Genomic DNA, 26757 nt, shown 5'->3' on the forward strand with positions numbered 1-26757 from the left:
CCGTCTGTCTCTCCTTTTCTAGTAAACTTTCTTTAGCTTCGCCTGTACCACGAGACGCTTGTTTTTAGGTGCCAGCACGTGATCACAGGTCGATAATGTGAGAATCAAGTCATCTGTGGATACGTCTGTTTTCGTTTGATAGATGGACTTCTTACGCACAGCTTGCAAGTAGTGCGCATATTCACCAAGATCTTGAAAATCAGTCTGAATATAATCGAAATCGACTGTCGTCTCATACACAGCAAAAATCTCTGCTTCATAGCTTTGGTACAGCGTATCGTACTGAAATGTGCGATGATCTTGGAAGAAATCTTTTTTCAAATAGTTTGTGAGACCAGCAAACATAGACCCATCCCTCATCCGATGACCGTACAACACTGTATTGGGACTTTCATGCAAGACGTCATTACGGTAATCCATAAAGATACTGCCTGCCCGTGTGTCATCCTTTACATAATTACGAGTTAAATAGAATGCATTATCGTTTGACTGAACAATTGGATACTGAATCATCGTGTCCTTCATATCAATCCAACCGACAATGTCTTGATTCACCTTTCGCAAATCATCAAATGACTGACGGATTTCTCCAGGTTTTCGCTGTTTCATTCCATCCTCGTGTGTGTAAAGTGTCTGAGCCTTTGCAAGCACCTGACGATTTTGATAATAACCAAAGAGCTCCAAGCCAATGGCAGTACCGCTATATAGAAAAACACCTAAACAGACGATCGTCAGCATTCGCTGCCCGATTCTTTTCCCTCGTTTCACACTGTCTCACCTGCTTTTTGCACAACTTATATGCCTACAGGCACGATATACATCCCTGTTTCTGCATCCTGCTTAATTGTGACGGACACATGATAAATGTGCCGCACCATCTCTTCTGTTAACACATCATTTGGCCGTCCTTCGCGGATAATTTGTCCATCTTTCATGGCGATGATGACATCACTATAGCGAATCGCCTGATTCATATCGTGCAGGACCATCACGATGGTTAATCCATGCTCGACATTGAGCTCTCGAATGAGCTCCAGAATGTCAAATTGATAATACATATCCAAATAAGTCGTCGGTTCATCTAAGAAAAGGATCGGTGTTTTTTGCGCTAAAGCCATCGCAATCCATACACGCTGCCGTTCTCCACCTGACAATGAGGCGAGAGGCACCTTTCGCTTATCCGTCAGCTTTGTACAGGACAGTGCCCACTCAATTGCTTTCTCATCTTCTTCCTTGTCACTGCCGCGCATCGTCTGGTACGGCGTTCTCCCAAATGCCACGACTCGTTCGATCGTTAAATCGAGCGGCGCTTCATTTTGCTGATGTACGACTGCCAGCTTTCTCGCGAGTTCCCTTGGCTTGAACGCATTCAGCTCTTGTCCATCTAAGTGAATCTGTCCTTTATGTGGACAATGGTTATGTGCCATCAAGGAAAGCAGCGTGGTTTTGCCCGAGCCATTTGGACCGATAATGGTCGTAATTTTCCCCTTTTCGATGTGCGTGGTGACCGATTGAACAATGTTCCTCTGCCGATCATAGGAAAACGACACCTCACGAATGTCCATGCAGACGATCCCCCCTTCTTAATAAAAAGATCAGAAACGGCCCGCCGATGACAGCCATGATTGTAGAAGCAGGGATTTCATTTGGTGCCACAAGCGTTCTGCCGAGCGTATCAGCAGTCAAAATGAGCAAGGCCCCGCTTAACGCAGAAAATGGAATCAGTACCCGATGGTCCGAGCCGACGAGCCTTCTAGAGATATGGGGAATGAGCAAACCGACAAAGGCAATCACGCCCGCTACCGCAGCAGTCACCGCTGCTAATAACACCGCCGTGATTGAAATCAAAAGGCGCATTCTGGTCACACGCAATCCCAAGTTTTTCGCCGTCTTATCTTGAAGGGCAAGCAAGTTACACCATCTGCTAAAGAAAAGCGCAACCACAAGCCCAATGACGCCATAGACACCGATTAAACGGACATCTCCCCACGTTTTCATCGTCAGATTTGACTGTCCAGACTGATTAATGGTGATATTGAAATAGCTGCAAATGGTCACAAACGCTTCTGCCATCCCTGTAAACATGGCATTGATGGCGATCCCCACCAGAATCATTCGAATCGGGCTTAAGCCGCCTTTCCAAGACAACACGTATACGAGGAAGCAGGCAATTGCCCCGCCTAAAACTGAAAATAAAGGAGAGTAGAAATAAAATTGAGGAAGCGCTGTAATTGCCATTAAAGAAAAGAAGCTAGCTCCTGATGAAATACCAATAACACCGGCATCTGCTAATGGATTCCTCATCACAGACTGCAAGAGGACACCGGAGACAGATAAAGCCGCCCCTGTAAACATCGCAATGAGCATGCGGGGGATTCTTAAATCTTTAATGATTTCTACCTGTGCATGTTGACCGGTCATAAGCCCTTCCAATAATTCAATCGGTGTAACATGAATGCTCCCCGTAATGGCGGAATAAATAAATACGCCGGCTAGTAAGAGACTGACTATCAGAAATAAAATCCCTGTTTTTTTCATCTTGAACGTCCTTTTATCATTAAGATTCGCCGCTTATGACGGATACAACATACGAGTCAATTCATCTAATGCCTCTGCTGCCTTTAAATTGCCTGTTGTCCCGAATAAGCTTTCTTCGAGGTCGTACACCCGGTCTTGTTTGACCGCATGGAAATGTTTCCAGATGTCATTTGTTTTAAATTCTTGATCAAACATTTTGACGACTTCATCCGGCATCCCATGTGCGGCTCGGAGAATGATATCTGGATTGGCTTTTTGTAAATACTCCGTATTGGATGCCAAATACTCCATTTTCTCACCTTTTACGATGTTCTTTCCTCCTGCAATACGCACAAGATCACCGATATACGAATTCTCTGTTGCCACTAAATAACTGCCTGGTACACCAAGCAAAATGAGAACGGATGGCTTCGTCTTTCCCTTCGTTCTCTCTTGTATGTCTTTCTTTTTTTGTTCAAAATCATCCACAATGCGTTTCGCTTGTGTCTTTCTATCATATTTTTCTCCAAGCTTTGTGATGGTGTTCTCCATCTTGTCCAGGCTCTCAAGGTTGAGGTATGTCGCAGGGACAGAAGCTTGTTGAAAAGGCGTTTCTAAATCATATTGAAGGGTCGTGACAGACAGGACATCTGTCGGTTGAAGTGATTGGATGATTTCCATGTCTGGGCTCATTGGGTTACCGACTGCTGGGAGTCCTTTGTATCGAGCCGGCAAGGATTTTTGACTTGTTGGCACCCCGACAAGATCTACCTCTAGCGCATCCATGATCTCAGCAGCAGCTACAGTCGTTGCCACAATGCGGGCATTTGATGCTGTGCTTTTTTTGCCTTTCGCTGAGCTTTCAGCTGATTGTGAGCAGCCTGCTAAGAAGACGCACACACATAGAGCCGTGATCAGGGTACATAACATTCGATGCTTCAAAAAACAGAAGCCTCCTTTCGAAAAAAGGAAGTGGATGCGCCGAGATGAATGGCGCACCTCACTTAACATAGATTCTTTATCTTGTACGAGTTTGATACTTTCTGACGAGCACGAATAGTGATCCGCCGAATAAAAGAATGTACACCCAAAGAAGTGAAGTATCTCCTGTTTTTGGGTTCAGCTGACTTGTCTCAGACTTGGTTTGGTCATCTGATGGCGTAAAGGTCATCTGCTCTGCACCCGTTTCCTCAGGGGCGAGATTCGCAAGCTGGCTTGGTTGAGAATCGTGATCATTCGGATTTTTCACAAAGCCGATGCTCTCATCGTCTCCGATCACCGTCGCAATTCCGCTTCCTTCACCAAGTGAAATGCCTTTCGTATCATAGACAAGTTTGACATCGTACTGCTCATGATAATTGGCAGCTGGAATGTCAATTTTCACGCGTGCTGCCTGATCACTGCTTACACTTTTTGCTTCATATTGAATCACTCGTGTATCTGCTTTTTGATCAGTCTTTGCAACTAGCGTCTCTTCAAATTTACCGCCGGTTCCTACTTGGAACGACGTGATGGCTGAGCTGTTCTTCACAGTGTATGAAACGAAATGGCGGCCATTTTTCACCACCAATGTCGCAGGGCTCACGACGTAATCGTTCATGCGAGAAAGCTCATCCTTGTCCGCTTTCTTCATTGAGAAAGGAAGCTTGTACACCCCGTCTTTTAGCTGAACTGTCTCTTGATTCGTTCCGCCGTTCGTTGTGTCTGGTGCTGGTTTATTTGGTTTTGGTGTTTCTGGTGTAGCCGGTGTTTCTTCCTCTATTTGACCGTCCTTCAGTGGAAAGATACTTTTTGAATCAAATTGAAAACGAATATCGTACGTTTGATCATAGTGAGCGGCTGCTACCACAATGTGTACTTTTCCGTTAACTGCTTTTTTCAGATCAGACACTTCAAATGAAACCACTCTTGTGTTCTTTGCTTGATCTGTGCTCACGTTTTCCACTTCTTGATAAGAACCGTTTTTCTCTATTTTCAAAGAATCAACTGACGTATGATCCTTCACCGTAAAGGAAACGGTTTGCGTTCCATTTTTAACGGTTAACGATGCTGGATGTGAGAAGTATTGGCTCATCCGAGATGCCTCATCCTCATCGCCCTTCAGCACACTGTAGTTGATACGATACACACCATCTTTTAATTGGTTCTGCGGTGAATCAACTGGTGTTGTGCCATTGTTATTATCAGGAGTGGTCGGCTGATCGTCTGGTGTTGTACCGCTTTGATCATCCGGCTTTGTTTCACTGTCGCCCGGCTTCGTGCCATTTTGGTCATCTGGTGTTGTTTCACTGTCGCCTGGCGTCGTACCGTTTTGATCATCTGGTGTTGTTTCACTATCGTCTGGCTTCGCAGGCGTGACAAGTGTGAGACTGCTCTCGTCGAAAGCGATCTGTACGTCATACGCCTCATCATAAATAAAGCCGCCTAAGTCCCAGTAAATTTTGACCCAGCCATTTAATTTGGCTGATACATCTGCTACATCAAATTTGATCACACGCGTATTCGCTGTCTCATCTTCACTGACCGTTTCAGTGGTGACGAGAGAGCCATTTTGTTCGACCTTGAAATCTGTGATTTCTTTGCTTTGCTTCAGCGTAAGATAGGCAGTCGTCTTGCCATTTTCGATGACGAGCTTAGCTGGCTTTTCTGTATACGTATCCATCATGGATGCTTCAGTGCTGCCATTTTTTAAAATGGTGAATCCGGCCGTATATTCACCATCAACCAATGATGCCGCCTGAGCCGTTCCTTGAGGCAGCTGAAACGCAGTCAACAAACTGAATAAAACGAGCAGAATAGCTGTCTGTAGATGAAAAAGACGTTTCAAAAGATGACACTTCCTTCCGTTAATGCTTGATGATCCACTTTCTCGCTAAAAACCCGCCTGAACATAAGACAAGCACAAAGAGCCATCCCATCTGGCTTGTATCACCAGTTTGAGGATTTTCTTCTTGTTTTGTTTTGGTGGATGAATCAGTTGTTTTGGTTGTTTCTTTTGATGATTCTTGATGTTTTGCTGCACCTGCTGTTTCTTTTGAACTGTCAGAAGAAAGTGACTTGATGCTGCTTTCATCGAATTTCAGCTGGATGGTATAGTCGTGATCATAATCAGCCGATTTGACTGTGACATGGATTTTTGACTTGATTGGTTTAGTTAAACTCTGTGCTTGGAATTGAACAAGCCTTGTATTGGCTTTCTTATTCGTTGATAGAACCGTCGTATCGACATAGCCACCATTTCCCGGCACTTTAAATTCCGTTACCCAGCTGCTGTTTTTAATGGTCATTTGCACAGTCAGCTTGCCATTTTTCACGATCACTTTTGCCGGCTTCAGCCAGTAATCATTTGCCATCGAAACGGCAGTTCCTTCGGCCTTCATCACAGTGTAATTGACGGAGTATGTACCATCATTTAATGAAGCAGCCTGTGCATTTGAAAAAGGCAGTATAAGTGCCAGAAGCAATGCAGCCATGAAGGCTGGCATCCTGATCCATTTTTTCATCAAATGAATTTCCTCCCTTTTTATTGAACAGTTGCTGCATCAAACTTGACGCGAATATCGTAATTGCCTGTATATCCAATGACCGGTACAGTCACACTCACTTTAGCTGGTACAACATCTGTCAGGCTGTTGACATTGAACTCTACCGTTCTCTTATTAGCAGCTGTGTTTGTACTGATCACCTTCGCATCTTTGTAGACACCTTGATCCAATGTTTTAAAGCTTGTAATCCAAGAGCTGTTCGTTAACGTGACTTGCGCTTTGATTTTTCCGTCCTTCACAACAAGCTTAGCTGGTTTTTCAAAATACGTATTTGCTGTTGACGTTGAATCACTGTCTGCTTTCCATACAACATATTGTGCTGAATATTGACCATCTGCTAAACCTGCTGCTGAGGCAGAGCTAACCGGGGCTAGAGCAAACAATAGAACAAAGCTAAAGAATAATAAGACGTGTGATGCTGAACGAAGTGATTTCATATATATCCTCCTAAATGATATTGATAATTATTCTCAATAGACAATAAAAAAAATAACCTTTATCAGCGTATGAATCACACTCATAAATGATTATGATAATCATTATCAATAGAGACCAAAAAATAAATCTTTGCTTTCGACAAGTCAAAGATGTCTGTTGCTACATGATGTAGTGATACACGGTTTAGGTAATCTGTCCCATTCATGATACCATGGCATAACCTCCCCATTCCATTACAGGGAAAAGAACCCTCTTCTCCTTGATATTATATGATGAATGAAATTATTGTCAACATCATTTTTCATACTATTGACTTAGATTTCTGGAAAATCACAAAAAAAATCGATCAGGGACACTGATCGAAATCGATTAAGAAGGGACATGTTCACCCTTTTCACTATTTTTGCGCTCTAAAGACCAAGCATACATTTCCCGTATGACTGGTTCAATTTTCTTTCCTTGTTCTGTTAGTTCATATTCAATCCGCACGGGAATGTCGGGATAAACTTTTTTCTCAACAAGGCCTTCAGCTTCTAAATCTTTCAGCCTTTCTGATAATAACCGTCCGCTGATGTTCATTTCATTTTCTAGCTGACAAAAACGTTTTGGCCCTGTCAAAAGCTGATTGATGATCAGAATCACCCACTTCTTCCCTAAAATCTCCATGGCATCTGTAATTGGGCAGCCATCTACTTGAGCCATACTTTACTCCCTCCTGCTTTTCTCTACTTTTTTTCATTATAACATAATTAATTACTTGAAATAAGTCACTAACTATTATATAGTTTAGTTACTAAAAGTAACAAGGTAATCATTTTTATCAATTTTCAATAAACCATTGAACATGCAGATGCATATAACATGAAGGAGATGACCGAGCTTTGAATACAATAGAGCAGGTAAGATTAGGTGTAACAGAATTACATGTGTCCAGCTTTGAGCGTTCTTTGCCTTTTTATACAGACATTTTAGGTTTTACTTTATTAGAACAGACGGATTCTACTGTCACGCTTGGCAGCAACGCAAAGGAACCAATCCTTGTGCTGAAAGAAGATGTGCAGCTGAAAGAGAAGCCGGATCATGAGCCAGGACTTTATCATTTTGCGGTTTTATTACCTACCAGAAAAAACCTGGGCACATGGCTGGCGCATGTGCTCAAAAAAGGCTATCCTTTAATTGGAGCAAGCGATCACTTTTTCAGTGAAGCCATTTATTTAAGTGATCCAGATGGCATCGGCGTTGAGATTTATGCTGATCGTCCTCAGGACATATGGGTAGGTGAGCATGGAGAAGTGAAAGGTGGCGGAAATGCTCCGCTTGATGGAGATGGTCTCCTGCAAGAAGCCGCTGATTCCACCTGGGAAGGACTCCCGGCTGGTACAGTCATGGGACACTTGCATTTCCATCTCAACCCAGAAGAAGCCGATTCCTTTTATGTGAACACGCTCGGTTTTCATATCCGAATGGCTCCCCCAGCCAGCTTATTCGTTGCTGGTGGCGTCTATCATCACCACCTTGCCTTTAATGCATGGGGACGCGGGAGAAAAGGAGCCATTGATCCACGTTTTTCAGGAATTAGAAGCTATACACTGGTTTTCCCAAAAGAAGACGATAGAACATCCGTCGTCGAACGTCTGACAAAAGCAGGCGTTCACATGAACACGACAGGAAAAAGTAACGAATTTATTGATCCATTTGGCGTTCTCGTTCGTTTACAGATTGAAGAAACAGACAAAAAAGAAGGTGCAGAATATGGACAAACACACAGAGGTTAAAACAGCCATTTTAAAAGATAAAATCAAACGAGTACAGCAAGAAGACGGATTTATATATATCACTGGACCTATTAAACTGCCAGTGAATTTAGACGGTAGAACGGTCATGTTTAACTGGTATTCATGGTTAAAAGATGACGGGAAAGAACCATTATCAGATGAAGCTTTAATCGAAAGCCTTTCCTCCCGTGAGCTTGCAGATCATCAGCAATCAAGTGTCCTTGTTTACGGAGATTTCGAACATGCTGATGAAGCGCTGATCCGCATGCATTCCATCTGCCACACCGGCGATATTTTCGGAAGCAAACGCTGCGATTGCGGGTTCCAATTGAAACAGTCTATGCGGATGATTGAGGACAATGGAGCAGGCGCACTGTTTTATTTAGCCAACCATGAAGGACGCGGGATCGGTCTTTTCAGTAAAGCCATGGCCTACATCTTGCAAGAAAACGGCTACGATACAGTAGAGGCAAACGAAGCACTAGGCTTTGAAGATGATACACGTCAATATGAAGAAGCGATTGCTGTTCTTCAAACATTGCGTACAAAACCAGTCAGACTTATTACCAATAATCCGAAAAAGACCGATGCTATCAGTCATGCAGGCCTTTCTCTTTCTGGACGGATTCCACTTTGGGGTGATGTCTCTGAGTTCAATGAAAAATACTTGCAGACAAAAATTAACCGCTCAGGCCATATGAAGGCGGATCAAGAGGTGCGTACGATTGCCACATCATGAGCGATATATGAAACTAGCCCTTGAAAATGCCGAAGCAATGAAAGGTCAGACATCTCCCAATCCGCTCGTCGGGGCTGTGATTGTGCGAGAAAATGAAATTGTTGGGGTCGGGGCGCATATGAAGGCCGGCGAACCACATGCAGAAATCCATGCGCTCAAAATGGCTGGAGATAAGGCAAAAGGTGCCACGATCTATGTGACACTAGAGCCTTGTTCCCACCATGGCCGCACAGGCCCATGCGCTGAAGCACTTGTGAAAGCTGGCGTAGAAACAGTTGTCGTTGCTGCACTGGATCCGAACCCGCTTGTTGCCGGGCGCGGGATTGCCATTTTACAAGATGCAGGCATTCAAGTCATCACAGGCGTCATGGAGCAGGAATCCATTCTCATGAATGAAGTGTTCAACCACTTTATTACGAAAAAAACACCTTTCGTGACACTCAAAGCAGGCATTACGTTAGACGGAAAAATTGCATCTGCTACGTCTGACAGCAAGTGGATTACATCAGAAACGTCCCGTTATGATGCACATCACATTCGCAGTATCAACGATGCGATCTTGGTCGGTGCGCAAACCGTCATTCACGACGATCCTTCATTAACAGCACGGATTCCAAACGGTCATCATCCAATTCGAATTGTCTTAGACTCTAAGCTGTCTATCCCGCTGACAGCAAAGGTGGTCACAGATCAAATGGCGCCAACATGGATCTTTACAACAAAACAAGCCGATGAAGAAAAACGAGCCGCTTTAGAAGCAGCTGGCGTCAGCGTCATCATGACGGATAGCGATATCCGAGTGCCCTTACAAGAAGTACTTCAAGTGCTTGGAGAAAGAAATATCTCCTCCCTGATGATTGAAGGCGGCGGACAAATCAATGCCTCATTTTTAGAACAGCAGCTTGTCGATAAACTCGTCATCTACATGGCGCCCAAGCTCATTGGCGGACGACTCTCTCCTTCTTTTTTCGGAGGCGAAGGCATACGCCTCATGAGTGATGCAATTGAACTCGATCAACTCTCTCTTGAACCACTCGGAAAAGATATAAAGATAACGGGTTATCCTGTTTATCAATAACCTAACCTACTTTCATAAAATAAGGATGTCGAGATTTTCTCGACATCCTTATTGTTTCTCACAAGATTTATTTTCTACAGTCTCTCTAAAAATTCAATTCGATTTCCAAATGGATCATCTACATAAAACCTGATGGCTCCATCTAACGGCTGATCTTCCTTTATAAGAATATGGTGTTTCATTAATGTCTCTTTTAAATTTGATAATTTTTTTACTTGAAAAGCTGGATGAGCTTTTTTCGCTGCTTGAAACTGATCTTCAATGCCAATGTGAAGCTGTTGATTGCCACACTGAAACCAAACACCACCACGTTTTGCTAGGTGAACAGGCTTAGGTATTTCCTTCATTCCTAGAATCTCCCCAAAAAACAAACGTGCCTTCTCTTCACTCCCCTTTGGGGCAGCTAACTGGACATGATCAATTCCAAGAAAATTTGACATCTTTGCTCTCTCCCTTTTCACATCATTTAAAAAACATTATGTGTGACGATCACGTCTGAAGAATATATCTAGATGTGTACTCAAGCCCGATGATGTTGTCGATCCACAAATCATCTCCACGAAACGTGTCGTAAAATGTTTCATGTGAAACATCTGTGATCTAATATTGATCAATTTCCCTCTATCAGCCTGCCGAAGCTTTCGGGTGAAAGTCCTGGTGAAATGCGAAGGCGGTGTAAGGACATCATGCCTTGTTCCTTTTTCGCATGTCCTGGTTCAGTGGTCACAGCCATTTCATATCCTGCTTCCTTCGCCAGCTTCAGTGTGTCTTCGTTATAGCGACCGACCGGATAGCTGACCATGATCGTTTGTTGAGAAAAACGCTGGTCAAAGAATACCTTCGATCCTTTTAATTCTTCTTCCTGCTGCTTCTGTGTTAAACGATTGAGTTCTAAATGATGAATGGTGTGACTCTCTATTGAAATACCATGCGCCATCATATCATCCATTTGAGCATCGGTTAAATGATGCGGGCGGCCAATGGACTGCTCGATCATAAAAATAGTGGCTTTCATTCCATATTCCTTTAAAATCGGAAATGCCTTTGTGTAGTTATCCGTGTATCCATCGTCAAATGTGATAAGAACATACTTTTCACTTGGTGTCGAATTGGTCGCGAGAACTTGATATGCCTCTTTCGGCGACAGCGTGACATAGCCGTTGTCTTTCAGCCATTTCATATGAGCCGCAAATTCGCTTTTTGGCACACGTAACGAATTACCGCTGGAAATACTGTGATACATCAAGATTGGAAGCGCAACGGGTTCCTTTTGCTGAATCCAGTTTTGTTTGTCTATCTCTGCCGCTTCAATTTGCTGCGTTTCTGTTGTTTCTTTCGTTTGTACTTGACCCTTTACCTCTTTGATGGCTTGCTGGTTTCCTTCTGTTTGCTGTTTCGTACCCATACAGCCCGAAATGAGCAGCATGACTAAACCAACTGCAAGCCACATACATGTTTTTTTCATTCACCAATCCTGCTTTCTCTTTATCTACCGAATGATTATAACAGAAATTGGTTAATAACTGATATCTATTTTGACAGGGTATTCATTTTTTTACACATTTCGATCATTTCAATGGCAAGCAGATGGATGGTCTCTGTTGTGAGCATTTGGTCTTCTGCATGTATGAGCAGTAAAGAAAAGGGAAGCTGTTCCCCTGCCGCCTCTTTTTGTATCAGCGACAAGTGCAGGTCATGGATGCTTCGAAACGCTTCCTCCCCTTTTTCAATCAACTGCTGTGCTGCTTCAAAGTCATCCGCTCTTGCTAGACGAATGGCTTCTACATAATGGCTTCGTGCCTCACCTGCATGGGCAATGATTTGAAAGGCCGCTCCCTGCATTTCCTCTAATACCGTCATCTGCTTCTCCTCCGATTGCTCAAGATTCATTTGCTAGTTTCAGTGCATGTTCTAGAATTTTTTCTCCATTCGCTGTTCCATATAATCTTACATTTACCACATCGACAGGTATATGATAAGGTGCCGCTGTTTTTTCTGCTGCCTTTCTCATAAAGCTAACTTGCGGTCCTAGCAAAATGACTTTTACATCGTCCCCATGCTCTTCTAATTCGTCCGCAATGGCCCCTTCAGGTATCGCATAAATTTCATAATCCAGCCCTTTTCCTTCTGCGGCTGCCTTCATTTTAGATACCACAATCGACGTCGACATTCCTGCTGCACAAGCGAGAATGATTCGCTTCATATCCCATCACTCCTATTGATAAATGACATCTGGTTCATCCCTTAATTTCCTCGTTTGGATTAATGTTTTGAACCAGTACCCTGACGCTTTCATCTGACGATTCCGTTCATTCTCCAGCTGGACCTCTACTAATCCGTAGCGATTCTTGAATGCATTCATCGGTGAGACATTATCCGTAAAAGCCCAGAGCATATATCCCTTGCAGTTTGAACCTTCTTTTTTCGCTTGGAGGGCTTTTTTCAAATGCTGGCTGATAAATGAAATTCGGTACTGATCATCAATGATGCCGTCTTCGTTTTTAAACCGCTCTTCCTGCTCGACCCCCATACCGTTTTCAGCCACAAACCACTCGATATTGCCGTATTCTTCTTTTATTCTCATGCCCATATCATAGACGATATTCGGATAGATTTCCCAGCCTCTGAATGGATTCATTTTTCTCCCTGGGAGCTCAAATAGATCGTAATAATAAGATGGATGAAACGGTGTGTTTTCGTTCCAAGCCTTGCTAGGTGCCTTAACGCGATGCGGATAGTATAAATTAAGACCGACCACATCGACTGTATGATCTTTAATGATCTGAAGCTCTTCTTCCGTTGCATCGAAAAAAATGTCATGCTTTTTCAATACATCAAGCAGTTCTTCTGGATACTCGCCTTTAATGGAGGGATCTAAGAACACGCGATTAAAAAACAAATCATACATGCGGGCCGCTTCTTGATCATGCGGAGCAGTCGATCTCGCATACGTCACTTCTGGATTGAGAATGACCCCGATTTTTGCACCGGCTGATTCCTTCAAGCCCATTTCCTGAAAAAGCTTCACCACTTTTGATGTCGCCAAGGCTTTATGATAGTTCCACTGCATCCATTTCTTCGTATTTTGCTCGAAAGGATAACGAATAGCATCTAGATACACACGAGTCTGAACAACAATTGGTTCATTAAAGGTAAACCAATGTTTGACCCGGTCTCCATAGCGTTCAAACACCTTTTCTGCATACAGAACAAACAGCTCGACAACATGTTTAGATGACCAGCCGCCGTACTTTTCAAGCAAAACAGCAGGAAGCTCATAATGCTCTAAGCAAAACATCGGCTCTACACCTGCTTCAAGTAATTCATTGATGAAATCATCAATATAACGAGCATAGGTCTCATCTACAATTCCATTCTCGTAATCTATGAGAAACCTCGACCAATTGATCGATGTCCGGTAATGAGATAACCCAATTTCCTTCATAAGGGCGACATCTTCAGGATAGCGCTCGTAAAAATTCGTTGCTCCTGCTGGTCCGTATCCTTCGTGCCATACGTGATACCCCTCCTTATACCAAAGGTCTATAAACGAATCCTGATGCGGTTTCTTCCCTTTCCAACCCTCCGTCTGCCAAGCAGAAGCCGCAGCACCTAGAATAAAGTCATTGGGTATGTCGATTTTGTTCATGTTGCCACCTGACCTTTCTTCGTATGAATTTGAAGTCCTTCCCACATCCCTTGTAAATACATAGCTCCAAGTGCTCGGTCGTATAATCCATAGCCAGGTCTGCCCGTCTCACCAAAGATCATTCGTCCATGATCTGGCCGAACATAGCCAGCAAATCCTTCCTTAAACAATGCGTTCACAATCGCTCCCATATCGAGGCTACCTGCTGACGACAGGTGTGCCGACTCTTCAAAATCACCGTTTTCATACAAATTGACATTGCGTAAATGAGCAAAGTGTATACGCCCTTTTTTGGCATACTTTCTCGCAAGTGAAGGAACATCATTTTTCGCATTACAGCCTAGGGAACCGGAACAAAAGGTCAGTCCATGCTGTGAGCGTTCATCGAGCTGAAGGATACGATCTATTTGTTCTTCACAACTGACAATGCGGGGCAGACCAAATATGTTCCAAGGAGGGTCATCTGGATGCAGTGCCATGTTCATGTTCTCTTCCGCTGCAACTGGAAGGATATTTCCCAAGAAATAGTCTAGGTTCTCAAACAACCCTTCCGCCCCCAATGCCCTGTATGCAGCCATCAACTTTCTCATTTCTTCCTGCGTATAAGACGTATCCCACCCTGGTAAGGAAAGTTGATTTTTTTCTATATCCATCTGTTCAAGCTGATGCTGAAAATAAACAAGGGTCGTCGATTGATCAGCTAGTGGGAAATCGAGCTGTGTTCGTGTCCAATCAAGGACTGGCATGAAGTTATAACAAATGACCTTCACACCATGTCTTGCTAATCTCCGGATATTTTCTTGATAATGATCGATATAAGCATCCCGGCTAGGCTTTCCCAGCTTAATATCTTCATGGACCGGGAGACTTTCTATGACTTCAAAAGCAAGATCGTGACGTTCGATTTCCGCTTTTAAATGAGCAATACTTTCCTCCGGCCACAGATCACCAGCCGGCACATCATAGACTGCACTGACAATCCCTTTCATGCCGGGAATTTGCCGAATATATGAAAGGGAGACAGGATCTTCTTTGCCATACCATCTAAATTGCATGTTCATTCATGAGCCCTCCTTCTATTCTGAATCAGGTACTGCTTCTGGCTTCCGGTTGGATAAGAGGACAAAAGGTAAATAGATGAAAACAGCGACAACAATACAGATGAGCTGTGTGATGACAGCCCCCATACTGCCAGCGGTAGACAGCCAAGCATTCACAATCGGAGGTGTCGTCCACGGCACCATCACCACCGCTTTCCCGGCAAAACCTGTAGCAGTTGCGATATAACCAATCGTACCTGTTACGAGTGGTGTAACGATAAACGGAATCGCCATCACAGGGTTCAACATGACAGGTAATCCGAAAATAACTGGTTCATTGATGTTAAACAGTCCAGGTCCTGATGAAAGCTTGGCAATGCTACGCATTTCTTCCCTTCTTCCTGCTATAAAAATGGCAATCAACAGACCAATCGTCACACCCGAACCACCAATGCTCATATACACATCCCAAAATGGCATCGTGATAATATTTGGAATCTCTTTTCCCTCTTGAAATGCTGTCATATTCACTGCAATTGATCCTAATAACAGCGGCTCGCGAATCGGTTTAATCATTTGGTTGCCATGAATACCGATCACCCAGAAAAATTGAGCCACAAACATTAACGTTAAAATACCAGGCAGTCCCTGCACAACACTTTCAAGCGGACGCTGCACGACGTTATACACCGCTTCATGCAAATAAATGCCTGTCACACGGTGAAACGCAAACCCGAATGAACTAATGATTGTAATTGTAATAATTGATGGGAAAAGTGAAGAAAAAGACGTCGCCACATTTGATGGAACAGAATCTGGCATCTTAATTTGCAGCCACTTCACCTCGGTAAGCTTACAAAAGATCTCTACAGAGACGATGGCAATGATCATACCCAAAAATAAGCTTTTTGGATCGGAGAATTGCCTCGCTAGCACATCGACAACCTCACGCATCGATCCATCGACTTCAAGAAGAAGTGTCGTCGGAATAACGGATATAAATGAAATCAATGCCATTAACCCTGGGAATAATGATTTATGTCCATTGATTTTCCCAAGCTCAATCCCGATGAGGAACACAGCCCCGATCGTTAAAAAGTTCAGCGTGGCATAATTGATTGCCTTCATAATTGGCTGAAGCTCTGCTAAAAACCTGAATATCTCAAAATGGGCAAGCCCCGTTTCCGGGCTCATGATCATATTTGCGACCAGTACAGCAAATGCCCCCGTAATGATGATTGGCATTAATGTGACAAATGCTTGCTTAATCGCCATAATATACTTCTGATTTGTAATACGATAAGCGACATGTCCCATGACGTCGGCCGCTCTCTCTTTAAAGCTCATGATCCGTCTCCCCCTTTACAAAAACTCGTGATCATCCTCCTTTTTGATGTTATTTTAAAAGCGCTTTCATTAACATCTAATCTTTTTCCTCACAGATGCGGAAATGGGTGTCCTTTTTTTTCATCTGGCTGTTCCAACACGTGCAGCGCCGCCGTCAGTTCTTCAAATGAAGCAGCTTTGATGATTTGCTCCACCACTTCCTTCTGCTCTGTCAAACGCACAAGAAATTGATAAAGTGACTGCAATTCTTTCTGATACGTCTTCTGTATACTTAACAAACAGACGACCTGTACCCGCTCTTCGCCCCACAGCACTGGTTTTCTCAATGTACAGATCGCACAAAACGTATCATCTGTTGCCGGTTTGATTGGGTGAGGAATTGCGACCAAATGACCGAACGACGTAGGTGACACTTCCTCTCTTTCCAGCAATAGCTGTTCAAAATCATCGGGGATTCGGTTTTGTTCCTGCAATACATTCACGAAAAATTGAAGAACCTCATCCCTTGTTTGTAGATCTTGCTGAAAAAAAGTCATCTTCGGACTGATATATCGCAAGACCCCCATTTCTTGTGACCCCTGTACAAATCGTTTCAGCCTCAACATATCGTCTTCACTGAGGATCGTATGTACATCAAGCACTGGCACAGGTAGTGTGTTCTGAAGCGGGATGGTACTAATGATCAAATCGATACTTCTCAGGTCATACGACAAAAGGTCACTGACACTTGCAGTTCCAGCAATCTCTAGCCTTTCGCTAAAGGCGGCCTTCAGCTTATGGAGAAGAAGCTGACTGCTCGCGACACCCGTTGCGCACACAATCAAGCATTTTTTTCTCACAGTCTGAGTTTTTGTCCGCTCTATGGCAGCACCAATATGCAGCGCCAAATATCCGATTTCATCTTCATGAATCTCTACATTCTCTTTTTCCTTCAACCATCTTCCCATATAGACACCTGCTTCAAAAGCAATCGGATAATGCCTTTTTATGTCTGATAAATAGGGGTTACGGATGTTCATATCATATCGGAACCGATGAATCGCTGATCTCAGGTGAAGACTTAGTCCCACAATCAATTCCTTGTCTGTCTGAATATCAAGTGACATGTGCTCTTCAACATAACCAAGTAATTGGTGAGTTAAACGGAAATGCTCTTCATCAAGCATGTGAAATAGCGTGTGGCCCGTTTCTCCATACGCCATCATTTTGGCCCCCATTAAATGAATCGCAATATAGGCCATTTCAGATAATGGAAAATCTATACCGAGTACGTGACGCATATCTTCTGCCATTTGCCTCGCCACTTGAAAAGCGGGCTGTGTTTGAATGTCTTTGAGTTCTCCTTCCGGCATCATCACCAATTTTTTCTCTTCAATTCGTTTGCACGCAATGGCGATATGTGTCACTAAGTTGCTTAAACCGATCTCTGACACATGAAGGCCGCTTGCCTTTGTACGTGAACGCACCATATCTTGAATCAATTGATACGTTTCTTCAGGTAAAAGGGCAGGGTTCGGATGCTCCTGCTGAAACACATGCTCAGCTAGACAATACCTTAATTTCATCTCATCTCCAGTCAGCCTCAGTCCATATTTAGGACGGTGTGCAACAGAGAGTCCATGTAAAGAGAAAATATGCTTGACTGCTTTCAGGTCATTTTTCACAGTAGATTCACTCACAAATAATTCCTCGGCCAATTCATCTAATTTCATATAGTCTTCGGACAATAAAAGCCTTCTCAATAAATAAGAGATACGATCCTCCGGCTGATTTGGAATGACTTGATTCTTTTTTTCATTTCTTTCTCTCATTGAGTTTTTCAAAAAAGTACGAAATGCTCCATAATCTTCGACAGTCAATGTATACCCTGCTCCACGTTTCATATGAAGTGTTGCCCCATGTGCTTCTAATATTGATTTAAGCGCTTTCATATCTGTTCGAACTGTTCGTGATGTGACGCCTATCAGGCGTGCAATTTCTTCACTTGTCAGCTCCTGCTCTGCCTGCATTAACCGCCTCAACAGCTCCTCCTGACGTAGAGATAACATAGACTCCCCTCCCTTGGTCAATTACTTTTGCCTATCATCATAAACGAAAATAGAACTCTTTGCCCAGTTTTTCTTTCCGACCGGGAACTTTGTTATGGCTCAAACGTATGAATATGAAACAAGAGGAGGGATACATCATGTTTGTTATCATCATCATACTAGCTTCTTTAGGCGCCATTACCGCCCACATGTTTACACCAAAAGATAAGCGTTCATCTTCTAAGCATTCTGCACATCACAGTTCAACAACCAGTAACTATACTGATTCGTATACAAATCACGCTTCTGATGCCTCCTGCGGTGGTGATTCAGGTGGTAGCGGCGGATGTGACTAAACCCAAAAAAACAGCCGCTTGTTCAGCCGACTGTTTCGTTTATTTTATTAAAGAGCTTTCCAGCCCCGTTCAATTAAATGTTTGACATCCTTTGCAAAATCCTCGCCCTTTTCCATCACATCTTGGGCTCTTCCTGCAAAATTACTGGCGACAGCGAGTTCCATTTTTTTTAACTCAAAGTGCATAATTTTTTGGTCTATCTCCGTCATATAGGTTTCATACTCATTGTTCACAATGTCGTGCAGCACGTGATAGGCTTCTTTCCGATGACGGTGAAAGTCCGTTCCTCTCTCACCTTTCCATGACGAATCTAGAGCAGGCTTCTTGATTTCCTTTATGTCAGACTGCGCAAGATCTTGTTCTGTTCGAATATTACTTTTGGCTGTCTTTAACCGAGAGATCATTTCGTCAAATTCTGCACGTTTGTTTTCAATCCCCATATGCAGATGGTGCAGCATCTCGGATAAACTCATGTCATCCACCTCTATTAGACCTCATAAGAAAGCACGGCGTCAGCGTTTTTGAAACCGAGCAGATCATCTGCTTTTTCCAGTCCTGACATTTCTATCGTTCGCTTTCATTAAGTATAGTATAAGGTGAAAAGCCTTAGGCTTAAATAGGGAAAAGGTGTCCTTTTAACATGGTGTTTGGAAGAAAAACGGAATAATCTAAGGTCATAAATCCCGAATTATATATGAGTCTTTACGACTATATTTTACATCGTACTCAGCTACGCTATCAATAAAACGATTAGGGCTTATGATTTTGCCGCAATCGCCTCATCCTGTTCTTTTAGCGTCTTCACATTTGAGCGTGTATCCTGAACGTTTTTGATCAAGGCTTCTTTAAAGCTTGAGACCATTTCGCCCACCTCTGCTTCACGTGCCGTCCATTTGGTTACAAATTCAAGGCTGTTTTCACCAGCTTTATCTGCTGCTTTTTTCATTGTTAAAGCTTCAACTGCTTGGGAGACTTCATCTAGTTTATCCATCACTGTTTGGTAGTTTAACTTAATTTGTCCCATTATGATATCCTCCAGGTTTGTTCAGCATGAAGCTCGCTTACAAGCTGCTCCATGCTTTTGAGATCAAGCGTTTTGCGTCTTCTACTGCGTCTTCTCCTTTTTCAGCCAAACGTGCGGCATCTCCAGCTAAAGAGCTGGCAAAGGATAAGGCAGCCTGCTCTGCTTCTAGTGTACTGATTTTGAATTCGATTCGGCTCACGTAGCGTGGGTATTTATCGCTTACGATCGTTTGCAGCGCATCATGCGCTTCATTTCGCTCTGATTTGAAATCTTGGCTCCGCTCACCTTTCCAAGAGGCCCCAAGCTTTGGCTGCTTGATTTGTTTTAGATCTGTTTCTGCCGCATCTTGTTCACGTTCAACCTTACTTTTTGCCTTTTTGAGTCGAGCAATTTTCTCTTCGATCTCTGCCTTTTTATTTGAAATGCCACCGTTAAGGGCAGACAGCATATCCGATAGGCTCATATGGGTTCCTCCTCCTGTCAAAAATAAAAACGCTGCTTAGAGTCCCTCTAAACGAGCGTAATGGTGAATCGCACTTTTTCCAATATTGTTATTATAAGGTTCAAAGACTCATGTTTGAATAGGGATTTGTGCCCTTTTTATGGTATAAATATGCTTTCAATCTGCTTCATACCACACCTTAAGCCCTCTTTTATAGGGGGTCAAAATACACAACCACCCTTCTGGAAACACACATAGTCTTACGGTCCTAGGACAAACAAAAGCCGCCCGGGGGAGGGGCGGCTTTTGCAGCGGCTTATGATGCCGATTCTTCTGAGTCTTGTTGATTTTTCACGTACCAAATGAATTTCCCTGTATATCCGTAGATAATGGCAAGACCAATGGCAACAAAGCTCAACCACATAAATGGTAAATAAGAGAATGTCGAGACGCCTAGAATCCCTGCCATGTAAATTCCGTTATCTGACCACGGAACCATACCAGACGTAAGTGTTCCACCAACCTCAGAGTTTCTAGATAACACACGTCTGTCTAATTTTAATTTGTCATAGCTTTTTTCCATGATTTTTGGTGTAAGAATTAATGAGACATACATTGCACAACCAAAGATATTCGCAAAGAATGCTACTACAAGTGTAGACAGTGTCACATTTCCTGCATTGTGCAATTTTTTCTCGAATGTTGAGACGATCACTTTTAACACGCCTAAGTATTCAAGAACTCCACCAAAACCAAGTCCAAGAATAATGACCACTAGCGATCCAAGCATATTCACAATACCGCCACGATTTAACAGCGTATTTAAGAAATCTACATCTGAATTAATAGAGAAGCCGTTATAAGCTGTACCAAGCGCATCAGCTGGGTTCATTCCTTGGAATGCCATCGCCCAGACTGCCCCAAGCAGTGCACCAATTGCGATAACAGGCATTGACGGTTTTTTCAATACAAGTAATAGGACAACAATGACTGCCGGAATGATCATCCAAATATTAATCGTGAATGTATCCTGCAATGCTTGTTTTAAAAACTCTACTTTATCTTGATCAATATTTCTTCCACCATACATAAATCCAGTAATTGTAAACATAATAGCCGTAATAACAAAGGCCGGTATGGATAAAACCATCATGGCTCTTACATGCGCCAGCACGTCCACTTTTGAAAGAGAGGAAGCGAGCACAGTACTATCAGATAAAGGAGATAATTTATCACCAAAATAAGCACCAGATAAAACAGCCCCAGCTACGATCGGTAATGGGATACCCAATCCTTCACCAATTGCGATCATCGCAATACCTGCTGTTCCAACTGTACCCCAAGAGGTTCCTGTTGCAACGGACATAATCGCACAGATGACAAGTGTAGCTAATAAGAAGATATTAGGATGAATAAATTCCAGTCCGTAATAAATTAACGTGGGTACAACACCGCCGGCAATCCATGTACCAACAAGTGCACCTACTGCAATTAAGATTAAAACAGCCTCTAAACCATTCGATATCCCTTTTGTAATCGCATTTTGAAGATCTTTGTATGAATGCCCTAAACGAATCCCTAAAGCAATAACCATAAACCATGAGATGAACAATGCGAGCTGAATATCTAGTTTGAAGTAAAGAGTGAATGATAAAACAATTGCTAAAAATAAGCCAAGTACAGACACGACTTCTAAAATAGACGGTAGACGTGGTGTTTTCATTTTGTTTCCTCCCTTTGTGCGTGCGTTAAGCGTTTTCAAAATATTGTGAAAAAAGTGTGTCAATTCGAAAGAAAGTGAATTGCCTGTTTTTCTCTCTTTCACAGGCAATTCCACATATTAATAAAATAAAATTTTTGATATTATTATCGCTCTAGGAGCTCTGCACCGGCAATGCCAGGCTTTGTCATCTCGAATGGATTCAAGATAATATCAAGTTCTTCTTCTGTTAACACATCATTTTGCAGGCAAAGATCTCTGATCGATTGTCCTGTTAAAATGGCTTCCCTTGCGATTCTAGCCGCGGCTTCATAGCCTAAGTGAGGGTTTACCGCAGTAATGACACCTGCACTTTTTTCGACATATTCTTTCAAACGTTTTTCATTTGCTTCGATGTCCGCTAAACAGTGATCTGTGAATGAGCGGAATCCGTTATTCATTATACTAATAGATTGAAGCAAGTTAAAGACCAGAACAGGCTCCATCACATTTAACTCAAGCTGGCCTGCTTCAGAAGCAAGACAGATGGTGTGGTCGTTCCCAATGACCTGGAATGCGATTTGGTTAATGAGTTCTGCCATGACTGGATTGACTTTCCCAGGCATAATGGATGATCCCGGCTGACGAGCTGGCAATGCAATCTCAGCAAGACCTGCACGTGGGCCAGATGCCATTAAGCGAAGGTCATTCGCAATTTTAGACATGTTCATCATGCATACTTTTAAGGCAGCAGATACTTCTGTGTATGCATCTGTATTTTGCGTCGCATCTACGAGGTGCTCTGCGCCTACTAATGGCAGTCCAGAAATATCAGCAAGCTTCTTCACGACGATTTCGATGTAGCGAGGATCTGCATTGAGGCCTGTCCCAACAGCGGTCGCACCCATATTCACTTCATATAAATGCTGTTTTGATTGGTTGATTCGTTTAATATCACGGCTCAGCACACGGCTGTATGCTTCAAACTCTTGTCCTAAACGGATCGGAACAGCGTCTTGTAAATGAGTACGCCCCATTTTGATGACATGATCGAATTCTTTTGCTTTCTTTTGAAATACGTCATGCATGGCCTGCATCGTCTCAAGTAAAATGTCTAACTGCTTGAGCACTGCAATATGGATCGCCGTTGGGAACGAATCATTTGTCGATTGTGACATGTTCACATGTGTGTTTGGACTTAAATGAATGTATTCGCCCTTTTGATGTCCCATGATCTCGAGGGCTCTGTTTCCAATGACCTCATTGGCATTCATATTCATAGACGTTCCTGCGCCGCCTTGAATCGGGTCTACGATGAAATATTCATGGAATTTGCCTTCAATGACTTCATCTGAAGCTTGAACGATCGCATTTCCAATTCCTTCATATAAACGTCCGACTTCCATGTTGGCTTGAGCTGCTGCTTTTTTGACAATGGCAAATGCTCGAATGAGCTCTTCATGCATGCGATATCCTGTAATCGGGAAATTCTCTTTTGCACGAAGCGTTTGAACACCATAATACACGTCTGCGGGAATTTCTTTTTCACCTAGAAAATCCTTCTCGTAACGATAAGTTGCTTGAACCATCTCGTATGACCTGCTTTCTATAGAATAGTTAAATCACTAAATCTTCTGCGATTGGCGTTTCCATAATCTTTTTCACTTCTCGTGGATCTGTTGTTTTACCTAATGCCCACATCAGCTTTGGTACAATGGCTTCTGTGTTCATGTTTCTTGAACGAGCAACCAGTTCTTGATTGATTTTACGTCCTACTTCATACACACTCATGTCTTCTCCTTCTTCGAGACACTGAGTGGTGATCACAACAGAAATGCCTTCTTCCAGCAATTCGTTGATTTTTTCTAAAAGGTTTCTTCCTTCGAAAGGAATTCCGCCGCTGCCGTAGCTTTCAATGACGACTCCTTTGTACAACCCTTTGATTGAATCTAAAAACTCAGGCTTCAGTCCTGGATGCAGTTTTAGTAAACAAACGTCTGTGTTCAAGGATGCATCTAATTTAAGCGGTTTCATTGATGATCTTTTTACTTTGCTATTGTATTCAATTTGATGATTTTCAATCGATGCAATATATGGGTAGTTAATACTTTCAAATGCATCGTAGCTTTTCGTTCTTAGTTTGATTGCGCGAGTTCCTTGAATGACTCTGCCATCAAACACGACATACACGCCGCCAACACCGTCACATGCAAAACGAATCGCATCTGTAATGTTTTTCTTCGCATCTGTTTTCTTAAACGTAATTGGGATTTGTGATCCTGTAATGACAATTGGCTTATCAGGATTTTGCAGCATATACGATAGTGCTGCTGATGTATAGGCCATTGTGTCCGTACCATGCGTGACGACAAATCCGTCATATTGATCATAATTTTCATAAATGGCTGTTGCGATATCAACCCAGTATTCAGGCTGCATATTGGTACTATCTATACTCATTAGGGACTTTGTGTCCATTGTGTAGTCTGCATTAATTTCGTTTAAATAGCTTAAAAGGTCCTCAGCTTTAACACCTGGAGCTAAACCATTTTCACTTTCTACAGATGCAATCGTCCCACCAGTGGTTAAAAGCAATAATTTCTTCAACAGGTCCACCTCTTTCAGTAAAATTACTTCGTTTGTCACACATATTATAAGCCAGCTTGTGCTATTCTATAATATACGCTTTACGCGTACCTTCATTGCCATTATAGTCACATAACGCGAATTAATCAAGAAATTATTACGCATAACGCGTACACTCTTTGTCAAAATATGATATACTGTTGTTGTATATAAAGGAGCGTTCATGTATGATACTCGATCGTTTAACCACCCTTAGAAAAAAGAAAAAATGGTCTCTCCAGCATACGGCAGATCGCCTAGGTATCGCCAAAAGCACCTATGCCGGTTACGAATCTGGGTACCGACGACCTTCGCTTGAAGCAGTGAAACTGCTGGCTGATTTGTATGATACGTCCATTGATTTTTTACTTGGTAGAACGGACGAGCCAGAGATACAACGCAAAATCTCTGATATCAAAATTGAGCTGACGGAAGCAAAAGAAGGAACCATCCATGTAGACGGCGTTCCACTAACAGATGAAGAAATCAAACAGCTTGTTGCCTTTATTCGGGCGAAAAACACTCTGAAAGTATAAACAACACAAAAAAGAGAGGTCCCTGTCATAGAGGGACCTCTCTTTTTCTGCTTACGACAGCTCACTTAATTCCTCTAACCGCCGCTTAGCTTCTTCTTTATTAAAGGAACTATAATAGCGATAATTCTCATCATCTAAGATGCGGTAATGCTGACTTAGCACATTCTGCTGAAGACGAAACGTACCTTTTCTCACAGACGTCCGCCACCAAACCTTTCCGCCAATCGTACGTTCAACAGATAAATGCAATTCATCGTGGGCGACGACTTCCAAAATCTCAAGCGGATCATCCCCAAGTGTCCCTTTTAAAATGTCACTATCCCTGAATAATGCACATACGGCCGCAGATTGCGTCCAGTTGAGGCGAAGACGATTCTTTTCTACCTGCTGCAAATGCCGTTTGGATAGCCCAAGCACCTCAGCCATGCGGTCCTGTGTATAGTCTTTTTCTTTTCGAATTCGTGCCATTTGTTCTGTGACGAGGTCAATTACCATTTCTTTGTCCATCTCTCATCACCTCTTGATTGTTCAGTCTTTACTGACATCTTACACGATTTCTTAAAAAAAGTGGCGTCTCACCTCATGGAATGATGGCGAAAACATCTATTGATTCTGCTTTTCACCATGACCATGCTGCTGTTTCCAATTCTCTTGGGCGGTCTCATGTAAATATGGATAAATGTCTTGTTTCACCGTTTGCTCAAATACTTCTTCATCTAAAATACTGTACGCCGGAATCTTGATCAATTTCCCATCCATTTTCCGAATAAGCACATCCATGAACAGAAATCCCCTGATACTGTAACGATGCCTGCGCATATCAATAGATTGAATGTCTTGAAAAGGGATTGTTTGTTGCCGGTATAAAACAGCGCCATTCTCTCCTCGCTGAATGCGAAAAATCACATTTCCCCTCTTCGTAAAAGCCGGAAGAATCATCAAAAAAGAGATCCACCCATAGACAATGCCTAATAATCCGCCTAAAAATAAAAACAACGTATAATTCGATTCAAATGTAAGAGCTTCTGAAAATAACCAAATACCGATGATGCCAAATCCGCCCGTTGCTAAGAATGCCCATACTCTTAGAAAGGGTCTGCTCCTCACTTCTATTACTTCACTTGGATTCAAGCGCCATTCTCCTTTTCTCCATTAGAATATAGAACGTAATCCGTCCCTATGAGCCGTCTCTATCCGAAATTCATTTTCCTTCATGCCCGACACTAGCCAAGAATGCTTCTGCCCCGGAATAACAAATATCATAGACTCTACATCCGGCGTATTATTTTTATCATAAGTGACCTTCATCAAAGAATCCATTTTTCCTTTTCTGACCCTTACATCAGAAACAAATGCCCGCACAAGCTCTTGGTTCTCTGCTTTATTTAGAAAAGAAGGACAATCATCATTCCCTTGACTGGCTTGTTCTAACAGCAGTTCAAATTCTTCCCCCTGCAAATTGATGACTGGTGTAAGGTGTTCACTCATGTGTATGTTCAAAAAGGTTGTCACTTGCTCCACAGTCTGCTGATCGTCTTTTAGTTTGTGAATCTGATGCACTTGTTGATCATAAAGCGTATGATGCGCATACACACCTGCCTGAGTCGTATGAAAGGACGTACTGACCTCTTCATCTAATGCACCAAACCTTGAAGCTTTCACGGTATGTGATGCATCGTTCATGGCTTGAATGAAATGCCGGTATTTTTCTTTATAACGGTATTGTCTATTTCGAAATTCCAGCACGTCTTTTGCCAGCAAAGAGCGACATGCAATTTCAAATAAAAATCCAAGACGTTCATCCTCTACATCTGGATAATAGGCTTCCTTTAAAGACATCCCTTGCTCAAAATAGCCTTCACTGTAAAAACTAAAGATGAGTTCCTCGATACTTAGACTTAGCTGATCCAACTTGATCTC

General features: G+C 42.7%; 30 protein-coding genes. 5 read left to right on the top strand and 25 right to left on the bottom strand.

Going from position 1 to position 26757, the window contains the following annotated elements; genetic code table 11:
* Positions 1 to 18: 18 nt before the first annotated feature.
* From srtB to M2369_RS07260, 8 genes are all read right to left on the bottom strand, one after another.
* Positions 19 to 768, bottom strand: a complete 750-nt coding sequence (gene srtB, locus M2369_RS07225; protein ID WP_168948368.1) for a class B sortase — start codon at positions 766 to 768, stop codon at positions 19 to 21.
* A 26-nt stretch (positions 769 to 794) separates the two neighbouring features.
* The gene (locus M2369_RS07230) at positions 795 to 1565 is read right to left on the bottom strand and encodes an ABC transporter ATP-binding protein (protein ID WP_041507985.1); all 771 of its coding nucleotides are present in this window, start codon (positions 1563 to 1565) and stop codon (positions 795 to 797) included.
* On the bottom strand, positions 1552 to 2538 hold the full coding sequence (locus tag M2369_RS07235; protein WP_007497915.1) for a FecCD family ABC transporter permease: 987 nt from the start codon (positions 2536 to 2538) through the stop codon (positions 1552 to 1554). The genes M2369_RS07230 and M2369_RS07235 overlap by 14 nt, the downstream gene beginning before the upstream one ends.
* A gap of 33 nt (positions 2539 to 2571) precedes the next feature.
* Complete coding sequence (isdE, locus tag M2369_RS07240; protein ID WP_061420671.1) at positions 2572 to 3459, bottom strand: heme ABC transporter substrate-binding protein IsdE; 888 nt, start codon at positions 3457 to 3459, stop codon at positions 2572 to 2574.
* A gap of 76 nt (positions 3460 to 3535) precedes the next feature.
* On the bottom strand, positions 3536 to 5344 hold the full coding sequence (locus M2369_RS07245; RefSeq protein WP_041507987.1) for an NEAT domain-containing protein: 1809 nt from the start codon (positions 5342 to 5344) through the stop codon (positions 3536 to 3538).
* A 19-nt stretch (positions 5345 to 5363) separates the two neighbouring features.
* Positions 5364 to 6020, bottom strand: a complete 657-nt coding sequence (gene isdC / locus M2369_RS07250; RefSeq protein ID WP_061420953.1) for a heme uptake protein IsdC — start codon at positions 6018 to 6020, stop codon at positions 5364 to 5366.
* Between the two features lie 20 nt (positions 6021 to 6040).
* A complete protein-coding gene (locus M2369_RS07255) occupies positions 6041 to 6499 on the bottom strand; it encodes an NEAT domain-containing protein (protein WP_007497924.1) in 459 nt (152 codons plus the stop codon).
* Positions 6500 to 6869: 370 nt separating this feature from the next.
* Positions 6870 to 7202 (bottom strand): winged helix-turn-helix transcriptional regulator, encoded by a 333-nt coding sequence (locus tag M2369_RS07260; protein ID WP_007497926.1) that lies wholly within the window; start codon positions 7200 to 7202, stop codon positions 6870 to 6872.
* Between the two features lie 179 nt (positions 7203 to 7381).
* Here M2369_RS07260 and M2369_RS07265 point away from each other — a divergent pair, with 179 nt between their 5' ends.
* The 3 genes from M2369_RS07265 to ribD are packed head-to-tail and all read left to right on the top strand — an operon-like array spanning position 7382 to position 10092.
* Positions 7382 to 8275, top strand: coding sequence for a VOC family protein (locus M2369_RS07265; protein WP_039165081.1), 894 nt, complete (start codon positions 7382 to 7384; stop codon positions 8273 to 8275).
* A complete protein-coding gene (locus tag M2369_RS07270; protein WP_008345606.1) occupies positions 8253 to 9014 on the top strand; it encodes a GTP cyclohydrolase II in 762 nt (253 codons plus the stop codon). The genes M2369_RS07265 and M2369_RS07270 overlap by 23 nt, the downstream gene beginning before the upstream one ends.
* The gene (ribD, locus tag M2369_RS07275; RefSeq protein WP_045033766.1) at positions 9001 to 10092 is read left to right on the top strand and encodes a bifunctional diaminohydroxyphosphoribosylaminopyrimidine deaminase/5-amino-6-(5-phosphoribosylamino)uracil reductase RibD; all 1092 of its coding nucleotides are present in this window, start codon (positions 9001 to 9003) and stop codon (positions 10090 to 10092) included. The genes M2369_RS07270 and ribD overlap by 14 nt, the downstream gene beginning before the upstream one ends.
* A gap of 74 nt (positions 10093 to 10166) precedes the next feature.
* Here ribD and M2369_RS07280 read toward each other — a convergent pair whose 3' ends face one another.
* The 8 genes from M2369_RS07280 to M2369_RS07315 all read right to left on the bottom strand — a co-directional run bounded on the left by M2369_RS07280 (position 10167) and on the right by M2369_RS07315 (position 18176).
* Positions 10167 to 10532: a VOC family protein gene (locus M2369_RS07280; protein WP_024719529.1), complete on the bottom strand. Its 366-nt coding sequence runs from the start codon at positions 10530 to 10532 to the stop codon at positions 10167 to 10169.
* A gap of 170 nt (positions 10533 to 10702) precedes the next feature.
* Positions 10703 to 11557 (bottom strand): polysaccharide deacetylase family protein, encoded by an 855-nt coding sequence (locus M2369_RS07285; protein WP_024719530.1) that lies wholly within the window; start codon positions 11555 to 11557, stop codon positions 10703 to 10705.
* Between the two features lie 65 nt (positions 11558 to 11622).
* Positions 11623 to 11952, bottom strand: a complete 330-nt coding sequence (locus M2369_RS07290) for a PTS sugar transporter subunit IIA (RefSeq protein ID WP_008345614.1) — start codon at positions 11950 to 11952, stop codon at positions 11623 to 11625.
* 19 nt (positions 11953 to 11971) lie between these two features.
* Complete coding sequence (locus tag M2369_RS07295) at positions 11972 to 12295, bottom strand: PTS sugar transporter subunit IIB (RefSeq protein WP_008345616.1); 324 nt, start codon at positions 12293 to 12295, stop codon at positions 11972 to 11974.
* A 12-nt stretch (positions 12296 to 12307) separates the two neighbouring features.
* The gene (locus tag M2369_RS07300; protein WP_041507990.1) at positions 12308 to 13741 is read right to left on the bottom strand and encodes a glycoside hydrolase family 1 protein; all 1434 of its coding nucleotides are present in this window, start codon (positions 13739 to 13741) and stop codon (positions 12308 to 12310) included.
* Positions 13738 to 14802, bottom strand: a complete 1065-nt coding sequence (gene uxuA / locus M2369_RS07305) for a mannonate dehydratase (protein ID WP_041507991.1) — start codon at positions 14800 to 14802, stop codon at positions 13738 to 13740. The genes M2369_RS07300 and uxuA overlap by 4 nt, the downstream gene beginning before the upstream one ends.
* 15 nt (positions 14803 to 14817) lie before the next feature.
* The gene (locus tag M2369_RS07310) at positions 14818 to 16128 is read right to left on the bottom strand and encodes a PTS sugar transporter subunit IIC (RefSeq protein ID WP_041507992.1); all 1311 of its coding nucleotides are present in this window, start codon (positions 16126 to 16128) and stop codon (positions 14818 to 14820) included.
* Positions 16129 to 16217: 89 nt separating this feature from the next.
* Positions 16218 to 18176, bottom strand: coding sequence for a BglG family transcription antiterminator (locus tag M2369_RS07315; RefSeq protein WP_041507993.1), 1959 nt, complete (start codon positions 18174 to 18176; stop codon positions 16218 to 16220).
* Positions 18177 to 18313: 137 nt separating this feature from the next.
* Between M2369_RS07315 and M2369_RS07320 the strand changes: the two genes are divergently transcribed.
* Complete coding sequence (locus M2369_RS07320) at positions 18314 to 18511, top strand: hypothetical protein (protein WP_041507994.1); 198 nt, start codon at positions 18314 to 18316, stop codon at positions 18509 to 18511.
* A 47-nt stretch (positions 18512 to 18558) separates the two neighbouring features.
* Here M2369_RS07320 and M2369_RS07325 read toward each other — a convergent pair whose 3' ends face one another.
* From M2369_RS07325 to M2369_RS07350, 6 genes are all read right to left on the bottom strand, one after another.
* Positions 18559 to 18984 carry a YwqH-like family protein gene (locus tag M2369_RS07325; RefSeq protein WP_024719536.1) on the bottom strand — a complete coding sequence of 142 codons (426 nt, stop codon included), beginning with the start codon at positions 18982 to 18984 and terminating at the stop codon, positions 18559 to 18561.
* 284 nt (positions 18985 to 19268) lie between these two features.
* On the bottom strand, positions 19269 to 19535 hold the full coding sequence (locus tag M2369_RS07330; protein ID WP_008345634.1) for a YwqI/YxiC family protein: 267 nt from the start codon (positions 19533 to 19535) through the stop codon (positions 19269 to 19271).
* Positions 19536 to 19572: 37 nt separating this feature from the next.
* Positions 19573 to 19998, bottom strand: coding sequence for a YwqH-like family protein (locus M2369_RS07335; protein ID WP_008345637.1), 426 nt, complete (start codon positions 19996 to 19998; stop codon positions 19573 to 19575).
* Between the two features lie 295 nt (positions 19999 to 20293).
* Entirely contained in the window at positions 20294 to 21700 is a 1407-nt protein-coding gene (gene nhaC / locus M2369_RS07340) for a Na+/H+ antiporter NhaC (RefSeq protein WP_061420955.1), read from the bottom strand.
* A 143-nt stretch (positions 21701 to 21843) separates the two neighbouring features.
* A complete protein-coding gene (aspA, locus tag M2369_RS07345; RefSeq protein ID WP_045033751.1) occupies positions 21844 to 23265 on the bottom strand; it encodes an aspartate ammonia-lyase in 1422 nt (473 codons plus the stop codon).
* A gap of 28 nt (positions 23266 to 23293) precedes the next feature.
* Entirely contained in the window at positions 23294 to 24283 is a 990-nt protein-coding gene (locus tag M2369_RS07350) for an asparaginase (protein WP_017358664.1), read from the bottom strand.
* Positions 24284 to 24489: 206 nt separating this feature from the next.
* Between M2369_RS07350 and M2369_RS07355 the strand changes: the two genes are divergently transcribed.
* Positions 24490 to 24837 carry a helix-turn-helix domain-containing protein gene (locus M2369_RS07355; protein ID WP_017368336.1) on the top strand — a complete coding sequence of 116 codons (348 nt, stop codon included), beginning with the start codon at positions 24490 to 24492 and terminating at the stop codon, positions 24835 to 24837.
* A gap of 51 nt (positions 24838 to 24888) precedes the next feature.
* On the opposite strand, the gene M2369_RS07360 is transcribed toward M2369_RS07355, so the two are convergent.
* The 3 genes from M2369_RS07360 to M2369_RS07370 all read right to left on the bottom strand — a co-directional run bounded on the left by M2369_RS07360 (position 24889) and on the right by M2369_RS07370 (position 26748).
* Positions 24889 to 25344 carry a helix-turn-helix domain-containing protein gene (locus M2369_RS07360; RefSeq protein WP_008345651.1) on the bottom strand — a complete coding sequence of 152 codons (456 nt, stop codon included), beginning with the start codon at positions 25342 to 25344 and terminating at the stop codon, positions 24889 to 24891.
* A 96-nt stretch (positions 25345 to 25440) separates the two neighbouring features.
* Entirely contained in the window at positions 25441 to 25968 is a 528-nt protein-coding gene (locus M2369_RS07365) for a YfjD family protein (protein ID WP_008345653.1), read from the bottom strand.
* 21 nt (positions 25969 to 25989) lie between these two features.
* Positions 25990 to 26748, bottom strand: a complete 759-nt coding sequence (locus tag M2369_RS07370) for a hypothetical protein (RefSeq protein WP_251185136.1) — start codon at positions 26746 to 26748, stop codon at positions 25990 to 25992.
* Between the last annotated feature and the right edge of the window lie 9 nt (positions 26749 to 26757).

The organism is Bacillus sp. JUb11 (genome assembly GCF_024807925.1).
Taxonomy (GTDB): domain Bacteria; phylum Bacillota; class Bacilli; order Bacillales; family Bacillaceae; genus Bacillus; species Bacillus altitudinis.